Consider the following 19,862-nt stretch of genomic DNA (forward strand, 5'->3'; position numbering starts at 1 on the left):
GGGCGGCCGGGACTAACCGACCGAACCCTCCATCTGCAGCTCGATCAGCCGGTTCAGCTCCAGGGCGTACTCCATGGGCAACTCACGCGCGATGGGCTCGACGAAGCCGCGCACGATCATGGCCATCGCCTCGAACTCCGTCAGACCGCGGCTCATCAGGTAGAAGAGCTGGTCGTCGGAGACCTTGGAGACGGTGGCCTCGTGGCCCATGGAGACGTCGTCCTCGCGGACGTCCACGTACGGGTACGTGTCCGAGCGGGAGATGGTGTCGACGAGGAGCGCGTCGCACAGCACGTTGGACTTCGAGCCGTGGGCACCCTCGCCGATCTCGACCAGGCCTCGGTACGAGGTGCGGCCGCCGCCTCGGGCCACCGACTTGGAGACGATGTTCGAGGAGGTGTTCGGCGCCATGTGGACCATCTTGGAGCCGGCGTCCTGGTGCTGGCCCTCGCCCGCGAAGGCGATGGAGAGGGTCTCGCCCTTGGCGTGCTCGCCCATCAGGTAGACGGCCGGGTACTTCATGGTGACCTTGGAACCGATGTTGCCGTCGATCCACTCCATGGTCGCGCCCTCGTACGCCACGGCGCGCTTGGTGACCAGGTTGTAGACGTTGTTCGACCAGTTCTGGATCGTCGTGTAGCGGCAGCGGCCGCCCTTCTTGACGATGATCTCGACCACGGCGCTGTGCAGCGAGTCCGAGGAGTAGATCGGGGCGGTGCAACCCTCGACGTAGTGGACGTAGGCGTCCTCGTCGACGATGATCAGCGTCCGCTCGAACTGGCCCATGTTCTCCGTGTTGATGCGGAAGTAGGCCTGGAGCGGGATGTCGACCTTGACGCCCTTGGGGACGTAGATGAACGACCCGCCGGACCACACGGCGGTGTTCAGCGACGCGAACTTGTTGTCGCCGACCGGGATGACCGTGCCGAAGTACTCCTGGAAGAGCTCCGGGTGCTCCTTGAGCGCGGTGTCCGTGTCGAGGAAGATGACGCCCTGCTCCTCCAGGTCCTCACGGATCTGGTGGTAGACGACCTCGGACTCGTACTGGGCCGCGACACCGGCGACGAGGCGCTGCTTCTCCGCCTCCGGGATGCCGAGCTTGTCGTACGTGTTCTTGATGTCCTCCGGCAGGTCCTCCCACGAAGCGGCCTGCTTCTCGGTGGAACGCACGAAGTACTTGATGTTGTCGAAGTCGATGCCGGAGAGGTCGGAACCCCAGTTCGGCATGGGCTTCTTGTCGAACAGCTTGAGGCCCTTGAGGCGGAGCTTCAGCATCCACTCGGGCTCGGACTTCTTCGCCGAGATGTCGCGGACGACATCCTCGGACAGACCCCGCTTGGCAGCGGCGCCGGCCGCGTCGGAGTCGGCCCAGCCGTATTCGTAGGTGCCCAGGCCATCGAGCTCAGGGTGAGCAGTCTCCGTGGTCATGCGGGGTTCCTCCCGGCCGTACTTGCAGATACTGATGTGTCGGTCTGTGTGGTGCTCGCGCTTCGCGGAATGAACGTCGTGCACACCCCGTCGCCGTGGGCGATCGTGGCGAGGCGCTGCACATGCGTCCCGAGCAGGCGTGAGAAGACCTCGGTCTCCGCCTCACAGAGCTGCGGGAACTGCTCGGCCACATGGGCGACCGGGCAGTGGTGCTGGCAGAGCTGTTCACCGCTGTGCGGACCGGGAGCGCTCTTCGCCGTAGCAGCGTACCCGTCTGCGGTCAACGCCTTGGCCAGGGCCTCCGCGCGGTCCCCGGGAGCAGCCGCCTCCATCGCTTCCCGGTAGGCGCGCGCCTGCGTCTCCATCCGCGACTTGGCGAAGGCGGCGACGGCCGCCTCGCCCTGCTCACCGCCGCCGACCGACTGCGCGATCCAGCGCAGCGCGTCCGCGGCGAGCGTGTCGTAGGACTGGTCGAAGGCGTCGCGGCCGCAGTCGGTGAGCGCGAAGACCTTGGCGGGCCGACCCCGGGTGCGCGCACCGTACACACGCTGCTCACGGGGTTCGACCACGTCGTCGGTGACGAGCGTGTCGAGGTGGCGGCGGACGGCGGCCTGGGTGAGGCCAAGACGCTGGGCGAGGTCGGCGACGGTGGACGGACCGTGGTCCAGGATCGAGCGCGCCACTCGGTTGCGGGTTGACCGCTCCCCGGTGGCGAGCTCCCCCTGGGGGGTCTCGATCTGCCGTTCGCCGTATTTCACAACGCCATTGTTGCGTAATTAGTCGAGCCCCGACAAGCCGTGACGGACGCCACTCCTGGTGGCCTCCATCACTAAGGGTTACCTTATCTATCGACGCAGAGTTATTTGGAGGGAGGTATTCCGCCATTCTTCCGACCGCCCCGGGTCAGCCGATACACCGCTCCCACCAGCACACCTCCGCCCATGGTGTTTCCCGGGGCGGTGCACGTCGAGTTCCGTAGAAGATCACGGAAAGCGGTCGGGCCATCCAGGACAGCCCGACCGAAAAGAGCACTCATTCACTACGCCGTGGTCATGAACGAGCGGCCCGCACACACCCCACCGGGGTTCCCCGGCCCCTCGCCCCCGGGGCCCGCGGACCCTCCTCCGGCTCCGTAGACTCACCCGTCATGAGCAACGACCCCGCCGTGGAGATCCGCGGTCTGGTGAAGCGGTACGGCACCAAGACAGCGGTGGACGGCCTGGACCTCACCGTCCGTACGGCCTCCGTCACCGCGGTCCTCGGCCCCAACGGCGCGGGCAAGACGACCACGGTGGAGACCTGCGAGGGCTACCACCGCCCCGACGCCGGCACCGTCCGCGTCCTCGGCCTCGACCCGGTCTCCCAGGCCGGGGCGCTGCGCCCGCGGATCGGCGTGATGCTCCAGTCCGGAGGCGTCTACTCCGGAGCCCGCGCGGTCGAGATGCTGCGCCACATGGCCAAGCTGTACGCCGACCCGCTCGACGTCGACACCCTGGTGGAACGCCTCGGACTCGGCGGCTGCGGCCGCACCGCGTACCGCCGGCTCTCCGGCGGCCAGCAGCAGCGCCTGGCCCTGGCCATGGCCGTCGTGGGCCGCCCCGAGCTGGTCTTCCTGGACGAGCCCACCGCCGGCCTGGACCCGCAGGCCCGCCGCGCGACCTGGGACCTCGTACGCGAGCTGCGCACCGACGGGGTCACCGTCGTCCTCACCACCCACTACATGGACGAGGCCGAGCAGCTCTCGGACGAGGTCGCCATCGTGGACGCGGGCCGGGTCATCGCCCACGGCAGCCCCGAGCAGCTCTGCCGGGGCGGCGCCGAGAACACCCTGCGCTTCACCGGCCGCCCCTCCCTCGACCTCGCCTCGCTGCTGAAGGCGCTGCCCGACGGCACCCAGGCCGCCGAGCTGATCCCGGGCACCTACCGGGTCACCGGCGACGTCCACCCGCAGCTGCTGGCCACCGTCGCCTCCTGGTGCGCGCAGCACGGCGTGATGCCGGACAGCCTCACGGTGGAGCGGCACACCCTCGAAGACGTGTTCCTGGAACTGACCGGTAAGGAGCTGCGCGCATGAGCGCCGGTACGTTCACCCCCAATCCGGGGGCGGCACCCGTGTCCCGCATGATCCTCGCGCAGACGGCTCTGGAGACCCGGATGCTGTTGCGCAACGGGGAGCAGCTGCTGCTGACCGTGATCATCCCGGCGCTGCTGCTGACCCTCTTCTCCGCCGTCGACATCATCACCCTGCCCGTCGGAGAAGGGGGCTCCGGGAAGTCCGTGGACTTCCTCGCCCCCGGCATCCTGGCGCTCGCCGTGATGTCCACCGCCTTCACGGGCCAGGCCATCGCCACCGGCTTCGACCGCCGCTACGGGATCCTCAAGCGGCTCGGGGCCTCCCCGCTGCCCCGCTGGGCCCTGATGGCCGCCAAGACCCTGTCGGTGCTGGTCACCGAGGTGCTGCAGATCGCCCTGCTGACGGTGATCGCCCTCGCCCTGGGCTGGTCCCCGCACGGGAACCCGCTGTCGGTCGCCGCGCTGATCCTGCTGGGCACCGCCGCCTTCTCCGGCCTGGGGCTGCTGATGGCGGGCACGCTCAAGGCCGAGATGACCCTGGCCGCCGCCAACCTGGTCTTCCTGCTGCTGCTCGTCGGCGGCGGGGTGATCGTGCCCCTGGAGAAGTTCCCGGAGGCGGCGCAGTCCGTCCTCGGGCTGCTGCCCATCTCGGCCCTCTCCGACGGTCTGCGCGAGGTGCTCCAGCACGGGGCCGCGCTGCCGTGGGGCGACGCCGCCGTGCTCGCCGGCTGGGCCGTACTCGGTCTGGGCGCCGCCGCGCGGCTCTTCCGCTGGGAATGAAACCCTTCCCCTCCCGCTGAGATTGCCGCGAGGATGGGCGCCTCCACACATGAAGCCGGGGGGCGGACATGGTGCAGCGGGAGGCCGTACTTCGGCTGGACGAGCAGTGGGCACAGGTGCGGTCGGGGGCGGCGCACGCGGGACCGGAGGAGCGCGAACGGCTCCTCGACGAGCTCATCGCCGCCCTGCGCGCCCTCACGGACGACCCGCAGTGCACCGCGCTGCTCGGGCTTCGCCTCGCCGACCGGGCCGCCCTGCGGTTCGCCGCGGGGGACCGGGCGGGCGCGCTGGCCACGATCGAGGAGGGGCTGCGCAGCTCCGAGCGCGCGGCCCGGCACTCCGCCGAGTTCGCCCGCTGGTACGCCCGCGGGCTGATCAACCACGGGGTGTGGCTGGCCTGGCCGCTGAGCGACGCGGCCCGGCTGCCGAAGCACCCGCTGGGCCCGGCCGCCAGCGAGGGTCCGAGCGCCATGGAGCGGGCGGCCGGTGAGCGCGCCCGTGATCTGACCCGGACCGCGGTGGAGGTGTGGGCGGGCCTGGACCAGCACGATCCGGTCAACCGGCGGGGCCTCGCCCAGGCCAAGGTGTTCCTCGGCGACCGCCTCGCCGAGCTGGGCTTCGCCGAGGACTCGGTGGCCTGGGCCGTGGACGCGGAGTCCGACTTCCGGCAGCTGCTGCTCGCGGATCCCGGCGCCGAGGAGTCGGAGGAGGCCGAGGAGGCCCTCGACCACATCGGCCGCCAGCTGGAACTGCGGCTGCGCTTCCTGGCCTTCGAGTCCCTGGTCGGCCTGCGCGCCCGGGGGCTGATGCCCGAACGGCTGCTGCCGCAGGCCGTGGTGGCCGCCCGTATCCAGGGGGTGGAGGAGTCCGAGGTCGCGGCCCGGCTGCGCCTCGACCCCGAACAGGTGCGGACGATGCTGGAGGTCACGCCCTGGCTCGCGGTGTGGCGCGTCGAGGTGCGCGGTCCTGACGGGCTGTGGAACGTACTCGCCCATCCATGGCACAGCACCACAGAGGTGAGGAACCGGACGGCCGAGGACGTAGCGGGCGAATTGGTGCGGGGGTTCACAGGATCGGCGGACTACCCGGGCGACGGCGTCCCTTGGCGCATCCGCGTGTGGTGGCACGAGGAGGGCGACCCGGCCGGGGCGAGGTTCCGGCTGGTCGCGGGCCCCGACGCACCCGTCGGCACCCCCTCGTGAAACTTTGCACAAGGCGCCGCCTACGATAGGTGCCGTGTTGAACCCCTTCGCTTACATCGCCGACCGCTGGACTCCGTCACCCCGGATCGTCCGGCGCGCGGCACTCGCCGCCCTCGTCATGAGCGTTGCCATCGTCGTCACCGGCGGCGCGGTGCGGCTGACCGGATCCGGTCTCGGCTGCGACACCTGGCCCAAGTGCACCGACGACAGCCTGATCGCGACGCAGGCCCAGGGCTTCCACGGCGCCATCGAGTTCGGCAACCGGATGCTGACGTACGTCCTCAGCGCCGCCGTCGGCTGGATCATCCTCGCGGCGCGCTCGGCCAAGCCCTGGCGCCACTCGCTGACGAAGCTCGGCTGGGTCCAGTTCGTCATCGTGATGGCCAACGCCGTGCTCGGCGGCATCACCGTCATGACGGGCCTCAACCCGTACAGCGTGGCAGGGCACTTCCTGCTCGCGACCGCGCTCATCGCCGTGACGACCGTCACCTGGCAGCGCACGGCCGAGGGCGACACCGCCCCCCGCCCGCGCGTACCGGGCCCGGTCCGCAAGCTGTCGTGGGCACTGATCGCCACCACCCTCGTGCTGATCGCGGCGGGCACGGTGGTCACCGGTTCCGGACCGCACGCCGGCGACAGCAGCGAGATCAGGCGGATGCCGTTCGACTGGACGGCCATCGCCCACGTGCACGCCGTCGCCGCCTGGCTGGTGTGCGCGCTGGCCGTCGCGATGTGGCTGGTGCTGCGCGTGGTCGACGCCCCCGTCGACACCCGGGCGCGCGCCCGCGACCTGCTGGTCGTGCTGCTCGCCCAGGGCGGCATCGGCTACGTGCAATTCTTCACCGACCTGCCCGAGATCCTCGTCGCCGCGCACATGCTGGGCTCCTGCCTGGTGTGGATCGCCGTGCTCCGGGTCGCGCTGAGCCTGCGCGAGCGGCCGTCCGAGCAGGCGGGGACCCCGGCCCAGGGCGACCCGCAGCTCTCCGCCGTCTGAGCCGTACGGGCCGAGGGGCCCGTGGGCAGGCAGCGCAAGGAGTGAGGGGCGCCCGGCTAAGGCCCGTCCAGTCGGTAGACGCGGCGGGCGTTGCCCGCCGCGACCATGGCGGCCACGCGCTCCGCGTCCCGCCAGGACCAGGACCCCTCCGCGACCCAGCCGCCCAGCACCCGGCCCAGCGCCTCCCGGAACACCAGTGCGCCCACCGCGTGCAGTTCCGGCAGCCGCCGGCCGCCGCTGGAGAACAGCAGTTTCCCGAACGGCGCGAGCTCCAGCAGCTCGGCCAGGACCGCCGCGGCCCCCGCCCCGGTCCGCCCGAGGGCCGGTCCGGTGTCGGCGTAGACGTGCGGGAAGGCCGCCGCGAGCCGCGCCGCGTGCCGGTGGTGGTGCGGATGTCCGCCGAGCAGCACCAGCCGCGCACCCAGGCCCGCGGTGGCCCGTACGAACTCCGTCAGCGGCGCCGGATCACCCGCGTCCGTGTGCAGCTGGAGCGGCAGCCCGGACGACACCGCGCTCCACAACAGGTGCCGCAGGAGTACGGGGTCCCGTACGGCCCCGCCCCTGGACCGCCCGGCCAGCCATCGTCCGGCCGCCCCGCGCACCTCGCCCGGACCGGGCGGATCGGGCGCGAGGGCCGGGGCGCCCGCGCGGTCGAAGGCGGCCGCGCAGGTGAAGGCCGCGGCCCCGGCGGCGGCGTGGTGGACGGCCTCGGCGAGATTGGCGAGGAAGGCGGACACCGTGCCGGAGGTGTCGGCGACCTGCTCGGCCAGTAACTCCAGCCGGACCGATTCAAAGGCCTCGGCGTCCCCGGCGAGCGCCAGCTCCTTGGGCCCGGTGAGGTCCCCGGCCACCCCGGTGTCGACCAGGTAGGCGGCGACCCCGGACCCTCTGAGCAGCCGTCGCGCGGTCTCGGCCACGCCCAGCTCGCGCCGCCGGGCCAGATAGCGGGCGGGGGCGGCGTGCGGCTCCAGCCCCAGCAGCGGCGGGCACCAGCGGCGCACCGCGAAACCGGTCTGGGTGTCGAAGAAGGTGGTGCCCGCGGCGGGCGGGCCGGCCGAGCGGACCAGCTGGGCCTCGAAGGTGCCGAGGCCCAGCTCCGTACGGAGCACTCCGTGGCAGTACTGGTCCACCAGGGGCGGCGTTTCGATCATCCGGGCATCCCGTTGCGGACGTGAGGAAGGGGCTTCCACACGTCCTAACGGGTGAGCGGGGTGTGAGGTGTTGCTCGCGCTGTTGACCGAGAACCTAGTTCTCGCGTCCGCCGAGCTGGATGCCGGCCATGCGCGTCCACTCGTAGGGGCCGGTGCGCACCCGCGCCGCGAACTCCCCGTCGAAATCCTCGTGGAGGGTCAGCCCGGCCTTCTCGGCGGCCAGCTGCGCCACCGCGAAGGTCGGCGCCACCAGGTCGCCCCATCCGCCGTCCGAACCCACGAGCACGATCCGGGTGCCGACCTGGCCGATGTGGGCGAGCTGGCCCTCGGCGCCGCCGTGCCGCTTGGCGAAGGCGCCGATCTGCTTGGCGAGCTTCGCCGCCGTACGGTCCTGCTTCTTGTCCGCGGCGCCTGCGGTGTCCGCGGCGCCTGCGGTGTCTGCGGTGTCTGCGGTGTCTCCCATGGAGGGCATGCTACCGGCGAGTAATCAGCGGAGGAAGGGATCCACGGCCACCGCCACGAACAGCAGCGACACGTAGGTGATCGACCAGTGGAACAGGCGCATCTCCTTGAGCTTCCCGCCCGTCACGCCCGCCTTGGCCCGTGCGTGCAGCGCGTGCGCCTCCCACAGCCACCAGCCGCCCGCCGCCAGCGCGACCGCGGTGTAGAACCAGCCGGTGTACCCCAGCGGGGTCAGCAGCAGCGAGACCGCCACCATCACCCAGCTGTAGAGGACGATCTGGCGCGCCACGGCCTTGTTGCCCGCCACGACGGGGAGCATCGGCACGCCGGCGCGCGCGTAGTCGTCCTTCACCTTCATCGACAGCGGCCAGTAGTGCGGCGGCGTCCAGAAGAAGATGACGAGGAAGAGGATGACCGCGGCCCAGGAGAGCTCGTTCGTGACCGCGGACCAGCCGATGAGCACCGGCATGCAGCCCGCGATGCCGCCCCAGACGATGTTCTGGGCGGTGCGCCGCTTCAGCAGCATCGTGTAGACCACGACGTAGAAGAGGAGCGCGCCGAGCGACAGGGCCGCCGACAGCCAGTTGACGAGCAGGCCGAAGAACAGGGTGGAGACCACCGCGAGGGTGAGGCCGAAGGCCAGGCACTCCCGCGGGCTGACCATCCCGGTCACCAGCGGGCGCTGCGAGGTCCGGTCCATCAGCGCGTCGATGTCGCGGTCGATGTACATGTTCAGCGCGTTGGCGCCGCCCGCGGACAAGTAGCCGCCGAAGCAGGTCACGAGGACCAGCCACAGTGAGGGCACGCCCTGCTCGGCGAGGAACATCACCGGCACTGTGGTGATCAGCAGAAGTTCGATGATCCGCGGCTTGGTCAATGCCACGAAAGCCATGACGCGGGTCCCGAACGGCCGGTGACCGGGGCTCGTCCCGAGCAACGCCGCTGGACGGGATTCGACGGCCGTCACGCACACCCCTGAGAGAGAATCCAGCAAGCTCCGACTCGGGCCATTCACAACATGAAGGCCCGGTTGAGGCTTGCGCGTACCACGCCACTGTAGACGTTGCACTTACGTCGCCCGGCGCCGGGGTCGTCTCGTGTTGGGCCGATCGGACCGTGCATACCTACGGGGGACGCCGCGGTCCGGGCCCCCGTGCGCGGGTGAACACGGGTCGGCGGCACGGTGACGGACTGCCTGCACTCGAATAGCTGCACGCCGTTGCGGGGGTAGGCTCGGAATCGCGCCGGTGCACCGTTCGTCACCGGGATTCATACATGTGGAGAGGAGCCCTGACCCACGGTGAGCACCAAGCCGACCACCACAGAGCTCGAGTGGACCGAACTGGACCAGCGGGCCGTCGACACCGCCCGCATCCTGGCCGCTGACGCGGTCCAGAAGGTCGGAAACGGCCACCCCGGTACGGCGATGAGCCTGGCCCCCGCCGCGTACACCCTCTTCCAGAAGGTGATGCGGCACGACCCGGCGGACCCCGAGTGGGTGGGCCGCGACCGTTTCGTGCTCTCCGCGGGGCACTCGTCCCTGACGCTCTACACCCAGCTGTACCTCGGCGGGTTCGGGCTCGAACTGGACGACCTCAAGGCGTTCCGCACCTGGGGTTCCAAGACCCCCGGTCACCCCGAGTACGGCCACACCGCCGGCGTGGAGACCACCACCGGCCCCCTCGGCCAGGGTGTCGCCAACGCGGTGGGCATGGCCATGGCCGCCCGCTACGAGCGCGGCCTGTTCGACCCGGAGACCGCCCCGGGCACCTCCCCGTTCGACCACATGGTCTACGCGGTCGCGGGCGACGGCTGCCTCCAGGAGGGCATCTCCCACGAGGCGTCCGCGCTGGCCGGCCACCAGAAGCTCGGCAACCTCGTGCTGCTGTGGGACGACAACCACATCTCCATCGAGGGTGACACGGAGACGGCCGTCTCCGAGGACACCATCAAGCGCTACGAGGCGTACGGCTGGCACGTCCAGCGCGTCGCGCAGCAGGAGAACGGCGACCTCGACCCGAAGGCGCTGTTCACCGCCCTCCAGGCCGCCAAGGCCGAGACCGGGCGCCCGTCCTTCATCGCGGCCCGCTCGATCATCGCCTGGCCCGCCCCGCACGCCCAGAACACCGAGGCCGCCCACGGCTCCGCGCTCGGCGACGACGAGGTCGCGGCCACCAAGCGCGTCCTCGGCTTCGACCCGGAGCAGTCCTTCGAGGTCTCCGACGAGGTCATCGCGCACACCCGCAAGGCCCTCGACCGCGGCCGCGAGGCCAAGGCCGCCTGGGAGAAGGACTTCTCCGCCTGGCGCACGGCCAACCCGGAGCGCGCCGCCTCGTTCGACCGCATCAACGCCAACGAGCTGCCCGCGGGCTGGGAGGACGAGCTCCCCGTCTTCGAGGCCGGCAAGGGCGTCGCCACCCGCGCCGCCTCCGGCAAGGTGCTCCAGGCGCTCGGCGCGGTCATCCCGGAGCTGTGGGGCGGCTCGGCCGACCTGGCCGGCTCCAACAACACCACCATCGACAAGAACTCCTCGTTCCTGCCGAAGGACAACCCGCTGCCGGAGGCCGACCCGTACGGCCGCACCCTCCACTTCGGCATCCGCGAGCACGCCATGGCCGCGGCCATGAACGGCATCGCCCTGCACGGCCACACCCGTGTCTACGGCGGCACCTTCCTGGTGTTCTCCGACTACATGCGCAACGCCGTGCGCCTGTCGTCCCTGATGCACCTGCCGGTGACGTACGTGTGGACGCACGACTCCATCGGTCTCGGCGAGGACGGCCCGACCCACCAGCCGGTCGAGCACCTGGCCTCGCTGCGCGCCATCCCGGGCCTGAACGTCGTCCGCCCGGCCGACGCCAACGAGACCGCCATCGCCTGGCGCGAGATCCTCAAGCGCCACACCAAGGTGTTCGGCAAGGGCGCCCCGCACGGTCTGGCGCTCACCCGCCAGGGCGTGCCGACCTACGAGCGCAACGAGGACGCCGCCAAGGGCGGGTACGTGCTCTTCGAGGCCGAGGGCGGCCCCGCCCAGATCGTGCTCATCGGCACCGGCTCCGAGGTCCACCTCGCCGTCGAGGCCCGCGAGCAGCTCCAGGCCGAGGGCGTCCCGACCCGGGTCGTCTCCATGCCGTCCGTCGAGTGGTTCGAGGAGCAGCCGCAGGAGTACAAGGACAGCGTCCTGCCCTCCTCGGTGAAGGCCCGCGTCGCGGTCGAGGCCGGCATCGGCCTGACCTGGCACCGGTACGTCGGCGACGCCGGCCGCATCGTGTCGCTGGAGCACTTCGGCGCCTCCGCCGACGCGAAGGTGCTGTTCCGCGAGTTCGGCTTCACCGCCGAGGCCGTGACCGCCGCCGCCAAGGCTTCCCTCGATGAAACCGGTGGCCTCGCCGCCGCCGCGCGCTGACGCCGGTCCAGAACCAAGTAGGAGATGTAATCCCATGACAGACGCACTCAAGCGCCTCTCCGACGAAGGCGTCGCGATCTGGCTGGACGACCTGTCCCGCAAGCGCATCACGTCCGGCAACCTGGCCGAGCTCATCGACCAGTCGCACGTGGTCGGTGTCACCACCAACCCGGCGATCTTCCAGAAGGCGATCAGCGGCGGCGAGGGCTACGAGCAGCAGCTCACCGACCTCGCGACCCGCAAGGTAACCGTGGAAGAGGCCCTGCGCATGATCACCACGGCGGACGTCCGCGACGCCGCCGACATCCTGCGCCCGGTCTACGACCGCACCGACGGCCAGGACGGCCGCGTGTCGATCGAGGTCGACCCGCGCCTGGCGCACAACACGCCGGCGACCATCGCCGAGGCCAAGCAGCTGGCCTGGCTGGTGGACCGCCCGAACACGCTCATCAAGATCCCGGCGACCAAGGCCGGCCTGCCGGCCATCACCGAGGTCATCGGCAAGGGCATCAGCGTCAACGTGACGCTGATCTTCTCGCTGGAGCGCTACCGCGAGGTCATGGACGCGTACCTGGCGGGCCTGGAGAAGGCCAAGTCCGCGGGCCTGGACCTGTCCCTGATCCACTCGGTCGCCTCCTTCTTCGTGTCCCGCGTGGACAGCGAGATCGACAAGCGCCTGGACGCGGTCGGCACCGACGAGGCGAAGGCCCTCAAGGGCAAGTCGGCGCTCGCCAACGCCCGTCTGGCCTACGAGGCGTACGAGGAGGTGTTCTCCTCGGACCGCTGGGCCGCCCTGGAGCGCGTCGGCGCCAACAAGCAGCGCGCGCTGTGGGCCTCGACGGGCGTCAAGGACCCGGCGTACAAGGACACCCTGTACGTGGACGATTTGGTCGCCCCGAACACGGTGAACACGATGCCGGAGGCCACTCTGGAGGCCACCGCCGACCACGGCCGGATCACGGGTGACACCGTGCGCGGCACCTACGAGCAGGCCCGTGCCGAACTCGACGCGGTCGCGAAGCTGGGCATTTCGTACGACGATGTGGTCCAGCTGCTCGAGGACGAGGGCGTCGAGAAGTTCGAGGCGTCCTGGAACGACCTGCTCAAGTCGACCGAGGCGGAGCTTGAGCGCCTTGCCCCCACGGAGGCCTGAACACCTTGTCTGTGAACGGAGCGAACCCGCTTCGTGACGCACAGGACCGGCGGCTCCCGCGCATCGCGGGGCCGTCCGGCCTGGTCATTTTCGGCGTTACGGGTGACCTGTCGCGCAAGAAGCTGATGCCTGCCGTCTACGACCTGGCCAATCGCGGCCTGCTCCCGCCCGGCTTCTCGCTGATCGGGTTCGCCCGCCGCGAGTGGGAGCACGAGGACTTCGCCCAGGAGGTGTACGAGGCCGTCAAGGAGCACTCGCGCACCCCGTTCCGGGAGGAGGTCTGGCAGCAGCTGGTGCAGGGCTGCCGGTTCGTGCAGGGCGACTTCGACGATGACGCGGCCTTCGAGACCCTGAAGGCGACGATCGACGAGCTGGACAAGGCGCAGGGCACGGGCGGCAACTTCGCCTTCTACCTGTCGGTCCCGCCGAAGTGGTTCCCGAAGGTGGTCCAGCAGCTCAAGGACCACGGGCTGGCCCAGAAGGAGGGCTCCTGGCGGCGTGCCGTCATCGAGAAGCCCTTCGGCCACGACCTGAAGAGCGCCGAGGAGCTCAACAAGGTCGTTCACGAGGTCTTCCCCCGTGACGAGGTCTTCCGGATCGACCACTACCTCGGCAAGGAGACCGTCCAGAACATCCTGGCGCTCCGCTTCGCCAACACCATGTTCGAGCCGATCTGGAACCGGTCGTACGTCGACCACGTGCAGATCACCATGGCCGAGGACATCGGCATCGGCGGCCGGGCCGGGTACTACGACGGCATCGGCGCGGCCCGTGACGTCATCCAGAACCACCTGCTGCAGCTGCTCGCGCTCACCGCGATGGAGGAGCCCGGCTCCTTCCACCCCAAGGCGCTGGTGGCGGAGAAGCTCAAGGTGCTGACCGCCGTGCAGCTGCCCGAGGACCTGGGCAAGCACACCGTGCGCGGCCAGTACGCGGCGGCGTGGCAGGGCGGCGAGAAGGTCGTCGGGTACCTCGAAGAGGACGGCATCGACCCCAAGTCGAAGACCGACACCTACGCGGCCATCCGGCTGGAGATCAACAACCGCCGCTGGGCGGGCGTCCCGTTCTACCTGCGGACCGGCAAGCGCCTGGGCCGCCGGGTGACCGAGATCGCCGTGGTCTTCAAGCGCGCCCCGTACCTGCCGTTCGAGTCGGGCGCGACCGAGGAGCTGGGGCAGAACGCCCTGGTCATCCGGGTCCAGCCGGACGAGGGCGTGACGGTCCGCTTCGGTTCCAAGGTCCCGGGCACCTCCATGGAGGTCCGGGACGTCACGATGGACTTCGCCTACGGCGAGTCCTTCACGGAGTCGAGCCCCGAGGCGTACGAGCGGCTCATCCTCGACGTGCTCCTCGGCGACGCGAACCTCTTCCCGCGTCACCAGGAAGTCGAGCTCTCCTGGAACATCCTCGACCCGATCGAGGAGTACTGGGACAAGCACGGCAAGCCCGCGCAGTACCCGTCGGGCACCTGGGGGCCGGTCGAGGCGGAGGAGATGCTCGCACGAGACGGACGGAGCTGGCGCCGGCCATGAAGATCGACCTCACGGAGACCAACTCCAGCAAGATCAATGCCGCGATGGTGCAGGCGCGCCGGGACATCGGCACGCCGGCCATCGGCATGGTCCTCACGCTGGTGATCGTGACCGACGAGGAGAACGCGTACGACGCGCTCAAGTCGGCGAACGACGCGTCCCACGAACACCCCTCGCGGATCGTCGTCGTCATCAGGCGGGCCAGCCGCTCCCCCCGCAGCCGCCGCGACGCCCGGCTCGACGCGGAAGTCCGCGTCGGGGCGGACTCCGGCAGCGGTGAGACGGTCGTGCTCCGCCTTCACGGCGAACTGGTCGACCACGCCCAGTCGGTGGTTCTCCCCCTGCTCCTGCCGGACGCCCCCGTGGTCGTCTGGTGGCCGGACGGTGCGCCTGCGGACCTGGCGGGCGATCCGCTGGGGACGCTGGGCCAGCGCCGGATCTCGGACACGTACTCGTGCGAGGACCCGACCCGGGAACTCAGCGCCCGTGGGGCGGCGTACGCCCCGGGGGACACGGACCTTTCGTGGACCCGCATCACCCCGTGGCGTTCCATGCTGGCGGCCGCGCTGGACCAGCAGCAGCTGTCGGTCACCTCGGCGACCGTCGAGGGCGAGGACGAGAACCCGAGCTGCGAACTGCTGGCCATGTGGCTGGCGGACCGGCTCAAGGTCCCGGTCACGCGCACGCTGTCCTCGGGCCCCGGCCTGACGGCGGTACGCCTGTCGACCAAGGACGGCGACATCGTCCTGGACCGCGCGGACGGGGCACTGGCCACGCTGTGCATGCCGGGGCAGCCCGACCGTGCGGTGGCGCTGAAGCGCCGCGACACGGCCGAGCTCCTGGCGGAGGAGCTGCGCCGGCTGGACCCGGACAACACGTACGAGTCCGCGCTGAAGTTCGGCGTCGCGAAGCTGCAGCCGTCGGCTCCCCCGGCTCCGGCCAAGCCCGAGGCCCCGGCGAAGCCCGAGGCCGAGGCCAAGCCGGAGGCCGAGGCCAAGCCGGAGCCCCCGAAGCCGGCCGCGAAGCCGTCGAAGAAGGCCGCGAACAAGTAACGGGGCCCTGCGGGGCTCTCCCCCACCCCGCCCTTTCACCGTTTCTCCCCCAGCTACCGCTGGGAGGTGCCCCCAGGGGCTCCGCCCCAGACCCCGGTCCTCAAACGCCGGACGGGCTGAGAGATTCAGCCTCGCCGGCATTTGAGGCGCTGGGGGTCTGGGGGCGGAGCCCCCGGTTTCCGGAAGGGGCGGGGTGGGGGAAGGGCCCCGCACAGCGGCACCCGCACCACCGCACCCCGGAACTACACAAAAGGCGGCAGCACATGGGTATGACGACTCCTCAGGTCGTCGTCCACCGGGACAAGGAACTGATGGCCGAGGCCACCGCGGCCCGGCTCATCACGAAGATCGTGGACGCGCAGGCGGCCCGCGGCACCGCGTCCGTGGTCCTCACCGGCGGACGCAACGGCAACGGCCTCCTCGCGGCACTGGCCGCCGCCCCCGCCCGCGACGCCGTCGACTGGGCGCGGCTGGACCTCTGGTGGGGCGACGAGCGGTACGTCCCCGCCGACGACACCGAGCGCAATCACACCCAGGCCCGCGAGGCCCTCCTGGACTCGGTCCCGGTGGACCCCGCCCGCGTGCACGTGATGCCGGCCTCGGACGGCCCGTACGGGGCCGACGTCGACGCGGCCGCGGCCGCCTACGCGGCCGAGCTGGCGAAGGCGGCCGGCCCCGAGGACCACGGTCCGGTCCCCCGCTTCGACGTGCTGATGCTGGGCGTGGGCCCGGACACGCACGTGGCCTCGCTGTTCCCGGAGCACCCGGCGGCCCGCGAGAGCGAGCGGACGGTGGTCGGCGTCCACGGCGCCCCGAAGCCCCCGCCCACCCGGATCTCGCTGACGCTTCCGGCGATCCGGGCGGCCCGTGAAGTCTGGCTGCTGGCGGCGGGCGAGGACAAGGCGGGTGCGGTGTCCATCGCCCTCGGCGGCGCGGGCGAGGTCCAGGCCCCGGCCGCGGCCGCCTACGGCCGCTCCCGCACCCTGTGGCTGCTGGACCGTGCGGCGGCGGCCAAGCTCCCGACCGGGATGTACCCCCCGGCCTCCTGACCGGTATGACGGAGGGGCCCGCTCTCCCGAGGAGAGCGAGCCCCTCCGTCGTTGCCGGTCAGCTCCGGCCGCGCAGCTTCCGGTACGTGGCCACCAGTGCCTTCGTCGAGGCGTCCAGGCCCGGCACGTCCGCGCCCTCGGTCAGGGCGGGCTCGACGCGCTTGGCGAGCACCTTGCCGAGCTCGACGCCCCACTGGTCGAAGGAGTCGATGTTCCACACCGCGCCCTGTACGAACACCTTGTGCTCGTACAGCGCGATCAGCTGGCCCAGCACCCCCGGGGTGAGCTCGGTCGCCAGGACGGTGGTCGTCGGGTGGTTGCCGTGGAAGGTCTTGTGCGGGACCAGCGACTCCGACGCCCCCTCGGCGCGCACCTCGTCCGCCGTCTTGCCGAAGGCCAGCGCCTGGGTCTGTGCGAAGAAGTTGGCCATCAGCAGGTCGTGCTGGGCCGCCGGGGCCGCCTCCAGCTCGGCCACCGGCTTCGCGAAGCCGATGAAGTCCGCGGGGATCACCTTCGTCCCCTGGTGGATCAGCTGGTAGTAGGCGTGCTGCCCGTTGGTGCCGGGCGTGCCCCAGACCACCGGGCCGGTCTGCCACTCGACCGGATTGCCGTCGCGGTCCACGGACTTGCCGTTGGACTCCATGTCCAGCTGCTGCAAGTACGCGGTGAAGCGCGAGAGGTAGTGGCTGTACGGGAGCACCGCGTGCGACTGCGCGTCGAAGAAGGCGCCGTACCAGATCCCCAACAGGCCCATGAGGAGCGGGGCGTTCTCCTCCGCCGGGGCCGTGCGGAAGTGCTGGTCCATCAGGCGGAAGCCGGCCAGCAGGTCACGGAAGGCGCCCGGGCCGATCGCGATCATCAGGGAGAGGCCGATGGCCGAGTCGAAGGAGTAGCGGCCGCCGACCCAGTCCCAGAACCCGAACATGTTGGCCGGATCGATGCCGAAGTCGGTGACCTTCTCGGCATTGGTCGACAGCGCGACGAAGTGGCGTGCCACGGCCGCCTGGTCGCCGCCGAGACCCGCCAGCAGCCAGCCGCGCGCCGAGGTGGCGTTGGTGATGGTCTCGATGGTGGTGAACGTCTTGGAGGCGATGACGAACAGCGTCTCGGCCGGGTCCAGGTCCCGCACGGCCTCGTGGAGGTCCGCGCCGTCGACGTTGGACACGAAGCGCACGGTCAGGCCGCGGTCGGCGAAGGCGCGCAGGGCCTCGTAGGCCATGGCCGGACCGAGGTCGGATCCGCCGATGCCGATGTTGACGACGTTCTTCATCCGCTTGCCGGTGAAGCCGGTCCACTCCCCCGACCTCACCTGGTCGGCGAAGGCGGCCATCTTGTCCAGGACCTCGTGCACGCCGGGGACCACGTCCTCGCCGTCCACCTCGACGACGACGTCCTTCGGCGCGCGCAGGGCGGTGTGCAGCACCGCCCGGTCCTCGGTCGTGTTGATCTTCTCGCCGCGGAACATCGCCTCGCGCAGCTCGGCCACGCCCGTGGCCGCGGCCAGCTCGCGGAGCAGTGCGAGCGTCTCGTCGGTCACGAGGTGCTTCGAGTAGTCGATGTGCAGGTCCCCGACCCGCAGGGTGTAGCCGGCGCCGCGGCCGGGATTCTCCTCGAACAGCTCCCGCAGATGCGTCTGCCCGAATTCCTCCCGGTGCTTGCCGAGTGCAAGCCACTCGGGCATCCGGTTGAGCTTCGTACGTCCCTCCCGTCGCCCACCACCACCCTCGCTTGACGCGCTTCGCGCGGCGGCCTGATTTGCGTTCATCTCGGACATCAACCCACTTCTTCCGTCCTGTCGTGCCCCGCCGTTCTCCAACCTAAGGGATCAGAAGCGGCGCAACGCACACAAAGAGGCCCGGCTCCGCAGGAGATGGTTCCTGCGGGGCCGGGCCTCACGTCACATACTTGGGGCGGTGTCAGATCTCGCCGCGGAGTTTGGCGAGCGCTTCGGCGAGGATCGCCTCGCCATCGGCGTCCGAGCGCCGTTCCCGTACGTACGCCAGGTGCGTCTTGTACGGCTCGGTGCGCGGCGGCGCGGGCGGGTTGTCCCGGTCCTGGCCGGCCGGGAACCCGCAGCGCGGGCAGTCCCAGGTGTCCGGCACCTGTGCGTCGCTGGCGAAGCTCGGCTGCGTCTCGTGCCCGTTCGAGCACCAGAAGGAGATGCGCAGGCGGGGCGCGGACTCGCCGCGCTCTGCCTCACCCATCGGCCCCGCTCCGACCCGGCTACCACGGATCGCGTTGCCACTTGCCACGGTCGTAACTCCCTGCGTGATGGTGCCGCGGAGTGTGAGTGGAATTTCCGCCGCGGAGCGCCCAAGTCTACGTAAGGCCCAACGCACGTCCAGTGAGCGGAGTTACTGATTCCGCGCTTGAACGCCGGACCTCATGATAGGCCGGGCACCACCGACAGGACTGCCGGAATGGCCAGAACGGTCAGCTGCTCGCCTTCATGAGCAGACCGAGCGCGACGATGCACGCGAACCACAGCAGACCCACGACGACGGTGATGCGGTCCAGGTTGCGCTCCGCGACGGAGGAACCGCCGACCGACGACTGCATTCCGCCGCCGAACATGTCGGAGAGGCCGCCGCCCTTGCCCTTGTGCATCAGCACGAGCAGCATCAGCAGGGCGCTGAAGACGATCAGGGCGATCGAGAACCCCATAATCACGGCTGATTCCTACTTTCTGGCTTTTTCAGGCTTTCCGGCTTTGCGGGATGTGCGCGGGGGCCAGTGGCTGATGGTCCAGCCCCTGGCCCCCGCAAGGGTACGACGGATCGGCCCTACCGCATACTCACTGGTCGCGGAAGCGGACGATCTTGACGAACTCGTCCGCGTCCAGCGCCGCGCCGCCGATCAGGGCGCCGTCGACGTCGGGCTGGGCCATGATCGCCGCGATGTTCCCGGACTTCACCGAGCCGCCGTACTGGATGCGGACCTTGTCGGCCAGCTCCTGCGAGTACAGCTCCGCGAGGCGGGTGCGGATCGCCCCGCAGACCTCCTGGGCGTCGTCGGGGGTGGCGACCTCGCCGGTGCCGATGGCCCAGACGGGCTCGTAGGCGATCACGATGGACTCGACCTGCTCGGCCGGGACGTCCTTGAGGCCGCCGTCGAGCTGGCTCAGCGTGTACGGCACCTGCTGGCCGGCCTTGCGGACGTCCAGGCCCTCGCCGACGCACAGGATCGGGGTGATCCCGTGCCGGTAGGCGGCCTTGACCTTGGCGTTGCAGATCTCGTCCGTCTCACCGTGGTACTGGCGGCGCTCGCTGTGGCCGACGGCCACGTACGTGCACTTCAGCTTCGCCAGCATGGAGCCGGAGATCTCGCCGGTGTAGGCGCCGGAGTCCTGCGCGGAGAGGTCCTGGGCGCCGTACTTGATCTTCAGCTTGTCGCCGTCGACCAGGGTCTGGACCGAGCGCAGGTCGACGAAGGGCGGCAGGACCGCGACCTCGACGGCGTCGTAGTCCTTGTCGGCGAGCGCGAAGGCGAGCTTCTGGACGTGGGCGATGGCCTCGAGGTGGTTGAGGTTCATCTTCCAGTTGCCCGCCATCAGCGGGGTACGGCCGTTCACAGCGTCAGA

At 70.6% G+C, this 19,862-nt stretch carries 18 protein-coding genes; 9 read left to right on the top strand and 9 right to left on the bottom strand.

The features are described from left to right. Positions 1–12: 12 nt before the first annotated feature. On the bottom strand, positions 13–1,428 hold the full coding sequence (sufB, locus tag OG332_RS11230; RefSeq protein ID WP_214930288.1) for a Fe-S cluster assembly protein SufB: 1,416 nt from the start codon (positions 1,426–1,428) through the stop codon (positions 13–15). Then, complete coding sequence (locus tag OG332_RS11235; protein WP_327413317.1) at positions 1,425–2,186, bottom strand: helix-turn-helix transcriptional regulator; 762 nt, start codon at positions 2,184–2,186, stop codon at positions 1,425–1,427. Before OG332_RS11235 ends, sufB begins: the two co-directional genes overlap by 4 nt. A 389-nt stretch (positions 2,187–2,575) precedes the next feature. On the opposite strand from OG332_RS11235, the gene OG332_RS11240 reads away from it, so the two are divergent. The 4 genes from OG332_RS11240 to OG332_RS11255 all read left to right on the top strand — a co-directional run bounded on the left by OG332_RS11240 (position 2,576) and on the right by OG332_RS11255 (position 6,477). Beyond that, positions 2,576–3,502 carry an ABC transporter ATP-binding protein gene (locus OG332_RS11240; RefSeq protein ID WP_327413318.1) on the top strand — a complete coding sequence of 309 codons (927 nt, stop codon included), beginning with the start codon at positions 2,576–2,578 and terminating at the stop codon, positions 3,500–3,502. Further along, entirely contained in the window at positions 3,499–4,281 is a 783-nt protein-coding gene (locus tag OG332_RS11245) for an ABC transporter permease (RefSeq protein WP_327413319.1), read from the top strand. Before OG332_RS11240 ends, OG332_RS11245 begins: the two co-directional genes overlap by 4 nt. A gap of 68 nt (positions 4,282–4,349) precedes the next feature. Further along, complete coding sequence (locus OG332_RS11250) at positions 4,350–5,483, top strand: hypothetical protein (RefSeq protein WP_327413320.1); 1,134 nt, start codon at positions 4,350–4,352, stop codon at positions 5,481–5,483. 4 nt (positions 5,484–5,487) lie between these two features. Further along, entirely contained in the window at positions 5,488–6,477 is a 990-nt protein-coding gene (locus OG332_RS11255; protein WP_327413321.1) for a COX15/CtaA family protein, read from the top strand. 56 nt (positions 6,478–6,533) lie between these two features. Here OG332_RS11255 and OG332_RS11260 read toward each other — a convergent pair whose 3' ends face one another. The 3 genes from OG332_RS11260 to OG332_RS11270 form a co-directional block, all read right to left on the bottom strand. Then, positions 6,534–7,628 (bottom strand): amidohydrolase, encoded by a 1,095-nt coding sequence (locus OG332_RS11260; RefSeq protein ID WP_327413322.1) that lies wholly within the window; start codon positions 7,626–7,628, stop codon positions 6,534–6,536. Between the two features lie 94 nt (positions 7,629–7,722). Continuing rightward, a complete protein-coding gene (locus OG332_RS11265; RefSeq protein WP_327413323.1) occupies positions 7,723–8,091 on the bottom strand; it encodes a hypothetical protein in 369 nt (122 codons plus the stop codon). A 24-nt stretch (positions 8,092–8,115) separates the two neighbouring features. Next, positions 8,116–9,057, bottom strand: coding sequence for a heme o synthase (locus OG332_RS11270; protein WP_327413324.1), 942 nt, complete (start codon positions 9,055–9,057; stop codon positions 8,116–8,118). Positions 9,058–9,390: 333 nt separating this feature from the next. Between OG332_RS11270 and tkt the strand changes: the two genes are divergently transcribed. The 5 genes from tkt (at position 9,391) to pgl (ending at position 16,282) form a co-directional block, all read left to right on the top strand. After that, entirely contained in the window at positions 9,391–11,496 is a 2,106-nt protein-coding gene (gene tkt, locus OG332_RS11275; protein ID WP_327413325.1) for a transketolase, read from the top strand. A gap of 34 nt (positions 11,497–11,530) precedes the next feature. Further along, positions 11,531–12,649 carry a transaldolase gene (tal, locus tag OG332_RS11280; RefSeq protein WP_327413326.1) on the top strand — a complete coding sequence of 373 codons (1,119 nt, stop codon included), beginning with the start codon at positions 11,531–11,533 and terminating at the stop codon, positions 12,647–12,649. 5 nt (positions 12,650–12,654) lie between these two features. Next, positions 12,655–14,181 (top strand): glucose-6-phosphate dehydrogenase, encoded by a 1,527-nt coding sequence (gene zwf / locus OG332_RS11285; protein WP_442816140.1) that lies wholly within the window; start codon positions 12,655–12,657, stop codon positions 14,179–14,181. Then, a complete protein-coding gene (opcA, locus tag OG332_RS11290) occupies positions 14,178–15,233 on the top strand; it encodes a glucose-6-phosphate dehydrogenase assembly protein OpcA (protein WP_327413327.1) in 1,056 nt (351 codons plus the stop codon). The genes zwf and opcA overlap by 4 nt, the downstream gene beginning before the upstream one ends. Before the next feature lie 269 nt (positions 15,234–15,502). Beyond that, positions 15,503–16,282 (top strand): 6-phosphogluconolactonase, encoded by a 780-nt coding sequence (gene pgl / locus OG332_RS11295; protein WP_327413328.1) that lies wholly within the window; start codon positions 15,503–15,505, stop codon positions 16,280–16,282. A gap of 58 nt (positions 16,283–16,340) precedes the next feature. On the opposite strand, the gene pgi is transcribed toward pgl, so the two are convergent. From pgi to tpiA, 4 genes are all read right to left on the bottom strand, one after another. Then, complete coding sequence (gene pgi, locus OG332_RS11300; RefSeq protein WP_327419180.1) at positions 16,341–18,047, bottom strand: glucose-6-phosphate isomerase; 1,707 nt, start codon at positions 18,045–18,047, stop codon at positions 16,341–16,343. Between the two features lie 151 nt (positions 18,048–18,198). Next, on the bottom strand, positions 18,199–18,534 hold the full coding sequence (locus tag OG332_RS11305) for an RNA polymerase-binding protein RbpA (RefSeq protein WP_010352468.1): 336 nt from the start codon (positions 18,532–18,534) through the stop codon (positions 18,199–18,201). A 181-nt stretch (positions 18,535–18,715) separates the two neighbouring features. Beyond that, positions 18,716–18,946, bottom strand: coding sequence for a preprotein translocase subunit SecG (secG, locus tag OG332_RS11310; protein ID WP_189973883.1), 231 nt, complete (start codon positions 18,944–18,946; stop codon positions 18,716–18,718). Positions 18,947–19,076: 130 nt separating this feature from the next. After that, complete coding sequence (gene tpiA / locus OG332_RS11315; protein WP_327419181.1) at positions 19,077–19,853, bottom strand: triose-phosphate isomerase; 777 nt, start codon at positions 19,851–19,853, stop codon at positions 19,077–19,079. Positions 19,854–19,862 lie beyond the last annotated feature (9 nt).

It is taken from the genome of Streptomyces sp. NBC_01233, assembly GCF_035989305.1.
Taxonomy (GTDB): domain Bacteria; phylum Actinomycetota; class Actinomycetes; order Streptomycetales; family Streptomycetaceae; genus Streptomyces.

Bases quoted from the DNA above. Each gene is read 5' to 3' on its own strand.
- pgl (WP_327413328.1), top strand. From the start codon at position 15,503: ATGACGACTCCTCAGGTCGTCGTCCACCGGGACAAGGAACTGATGGCC.
- secG (WP_189973883.1), bottom strand. From the start codon at position 18,946: ATGGGGTTCTCGATCGCCCTGATCGTCTTCAGCGCCCTGCTGATGCTG.
- OG332_RS11265 (WP_327413323.1), bottom strand. From the start codon at position 8,091: ATGGGAGACACCGCAGACACCGCAGACACCGCAGGCGCCGCGGACACC.
- pgi (WP_327419180.1), bottom strand. From the start codon at position 18,047: ATGAACGCAAATCAGGCCGCCGCGCGAAGCGCGTCAAGCGAGGGTGGT.
- OG332_RS11250 (WP_327413320.1), top strand. From the start codon at position 4,350: ATGGTGCAGCGGGAGGCCGTACTTCGGCTGGACGAGCAGTGGGCACAG.
- tal (WP_327413326.1), top strand. From the start codon at position 11,531: ATGACAGACGCACTCAAGCGCCTCTCCGACGAAGGCGTCGCGATCTGG.
- OG332_RS11245 (WP_327413319.1), top strand. From the start codon at position 3,499: ATGAGCGCCGGTACGTTCACCCCCAATCCGGGGGCGGCACCCGTGTCC.
- OG332_RS11240 (WP_327413318.1), top strand. From the start codon at position 2,576: ATGAGCAACGACCCCGCCGTGGAGATCCGCGGTCTGGTGAAGCGGTAC.
- OG332_RS11260 (WP_327413322.1), bottom strand. From the start codon at position 7,628: ATGATCGAAACGCCGCCCCTGGTGGACCAGTACTGCCACGGAGTGCTC.
- opcA (WP_327413327.1), top strand. From the start codon at position 14,178: ATGAAGATCGACCTCACGGAGACCAACTCCAGCAAGATCAATGCCGCG.
- sufB (WP_214930288.1), bottom strand. From the start codon at position 1,428: ATGACCACGGAGACTGCTCACCCTGAGCTCGATGGCCTGGGCACCTAC.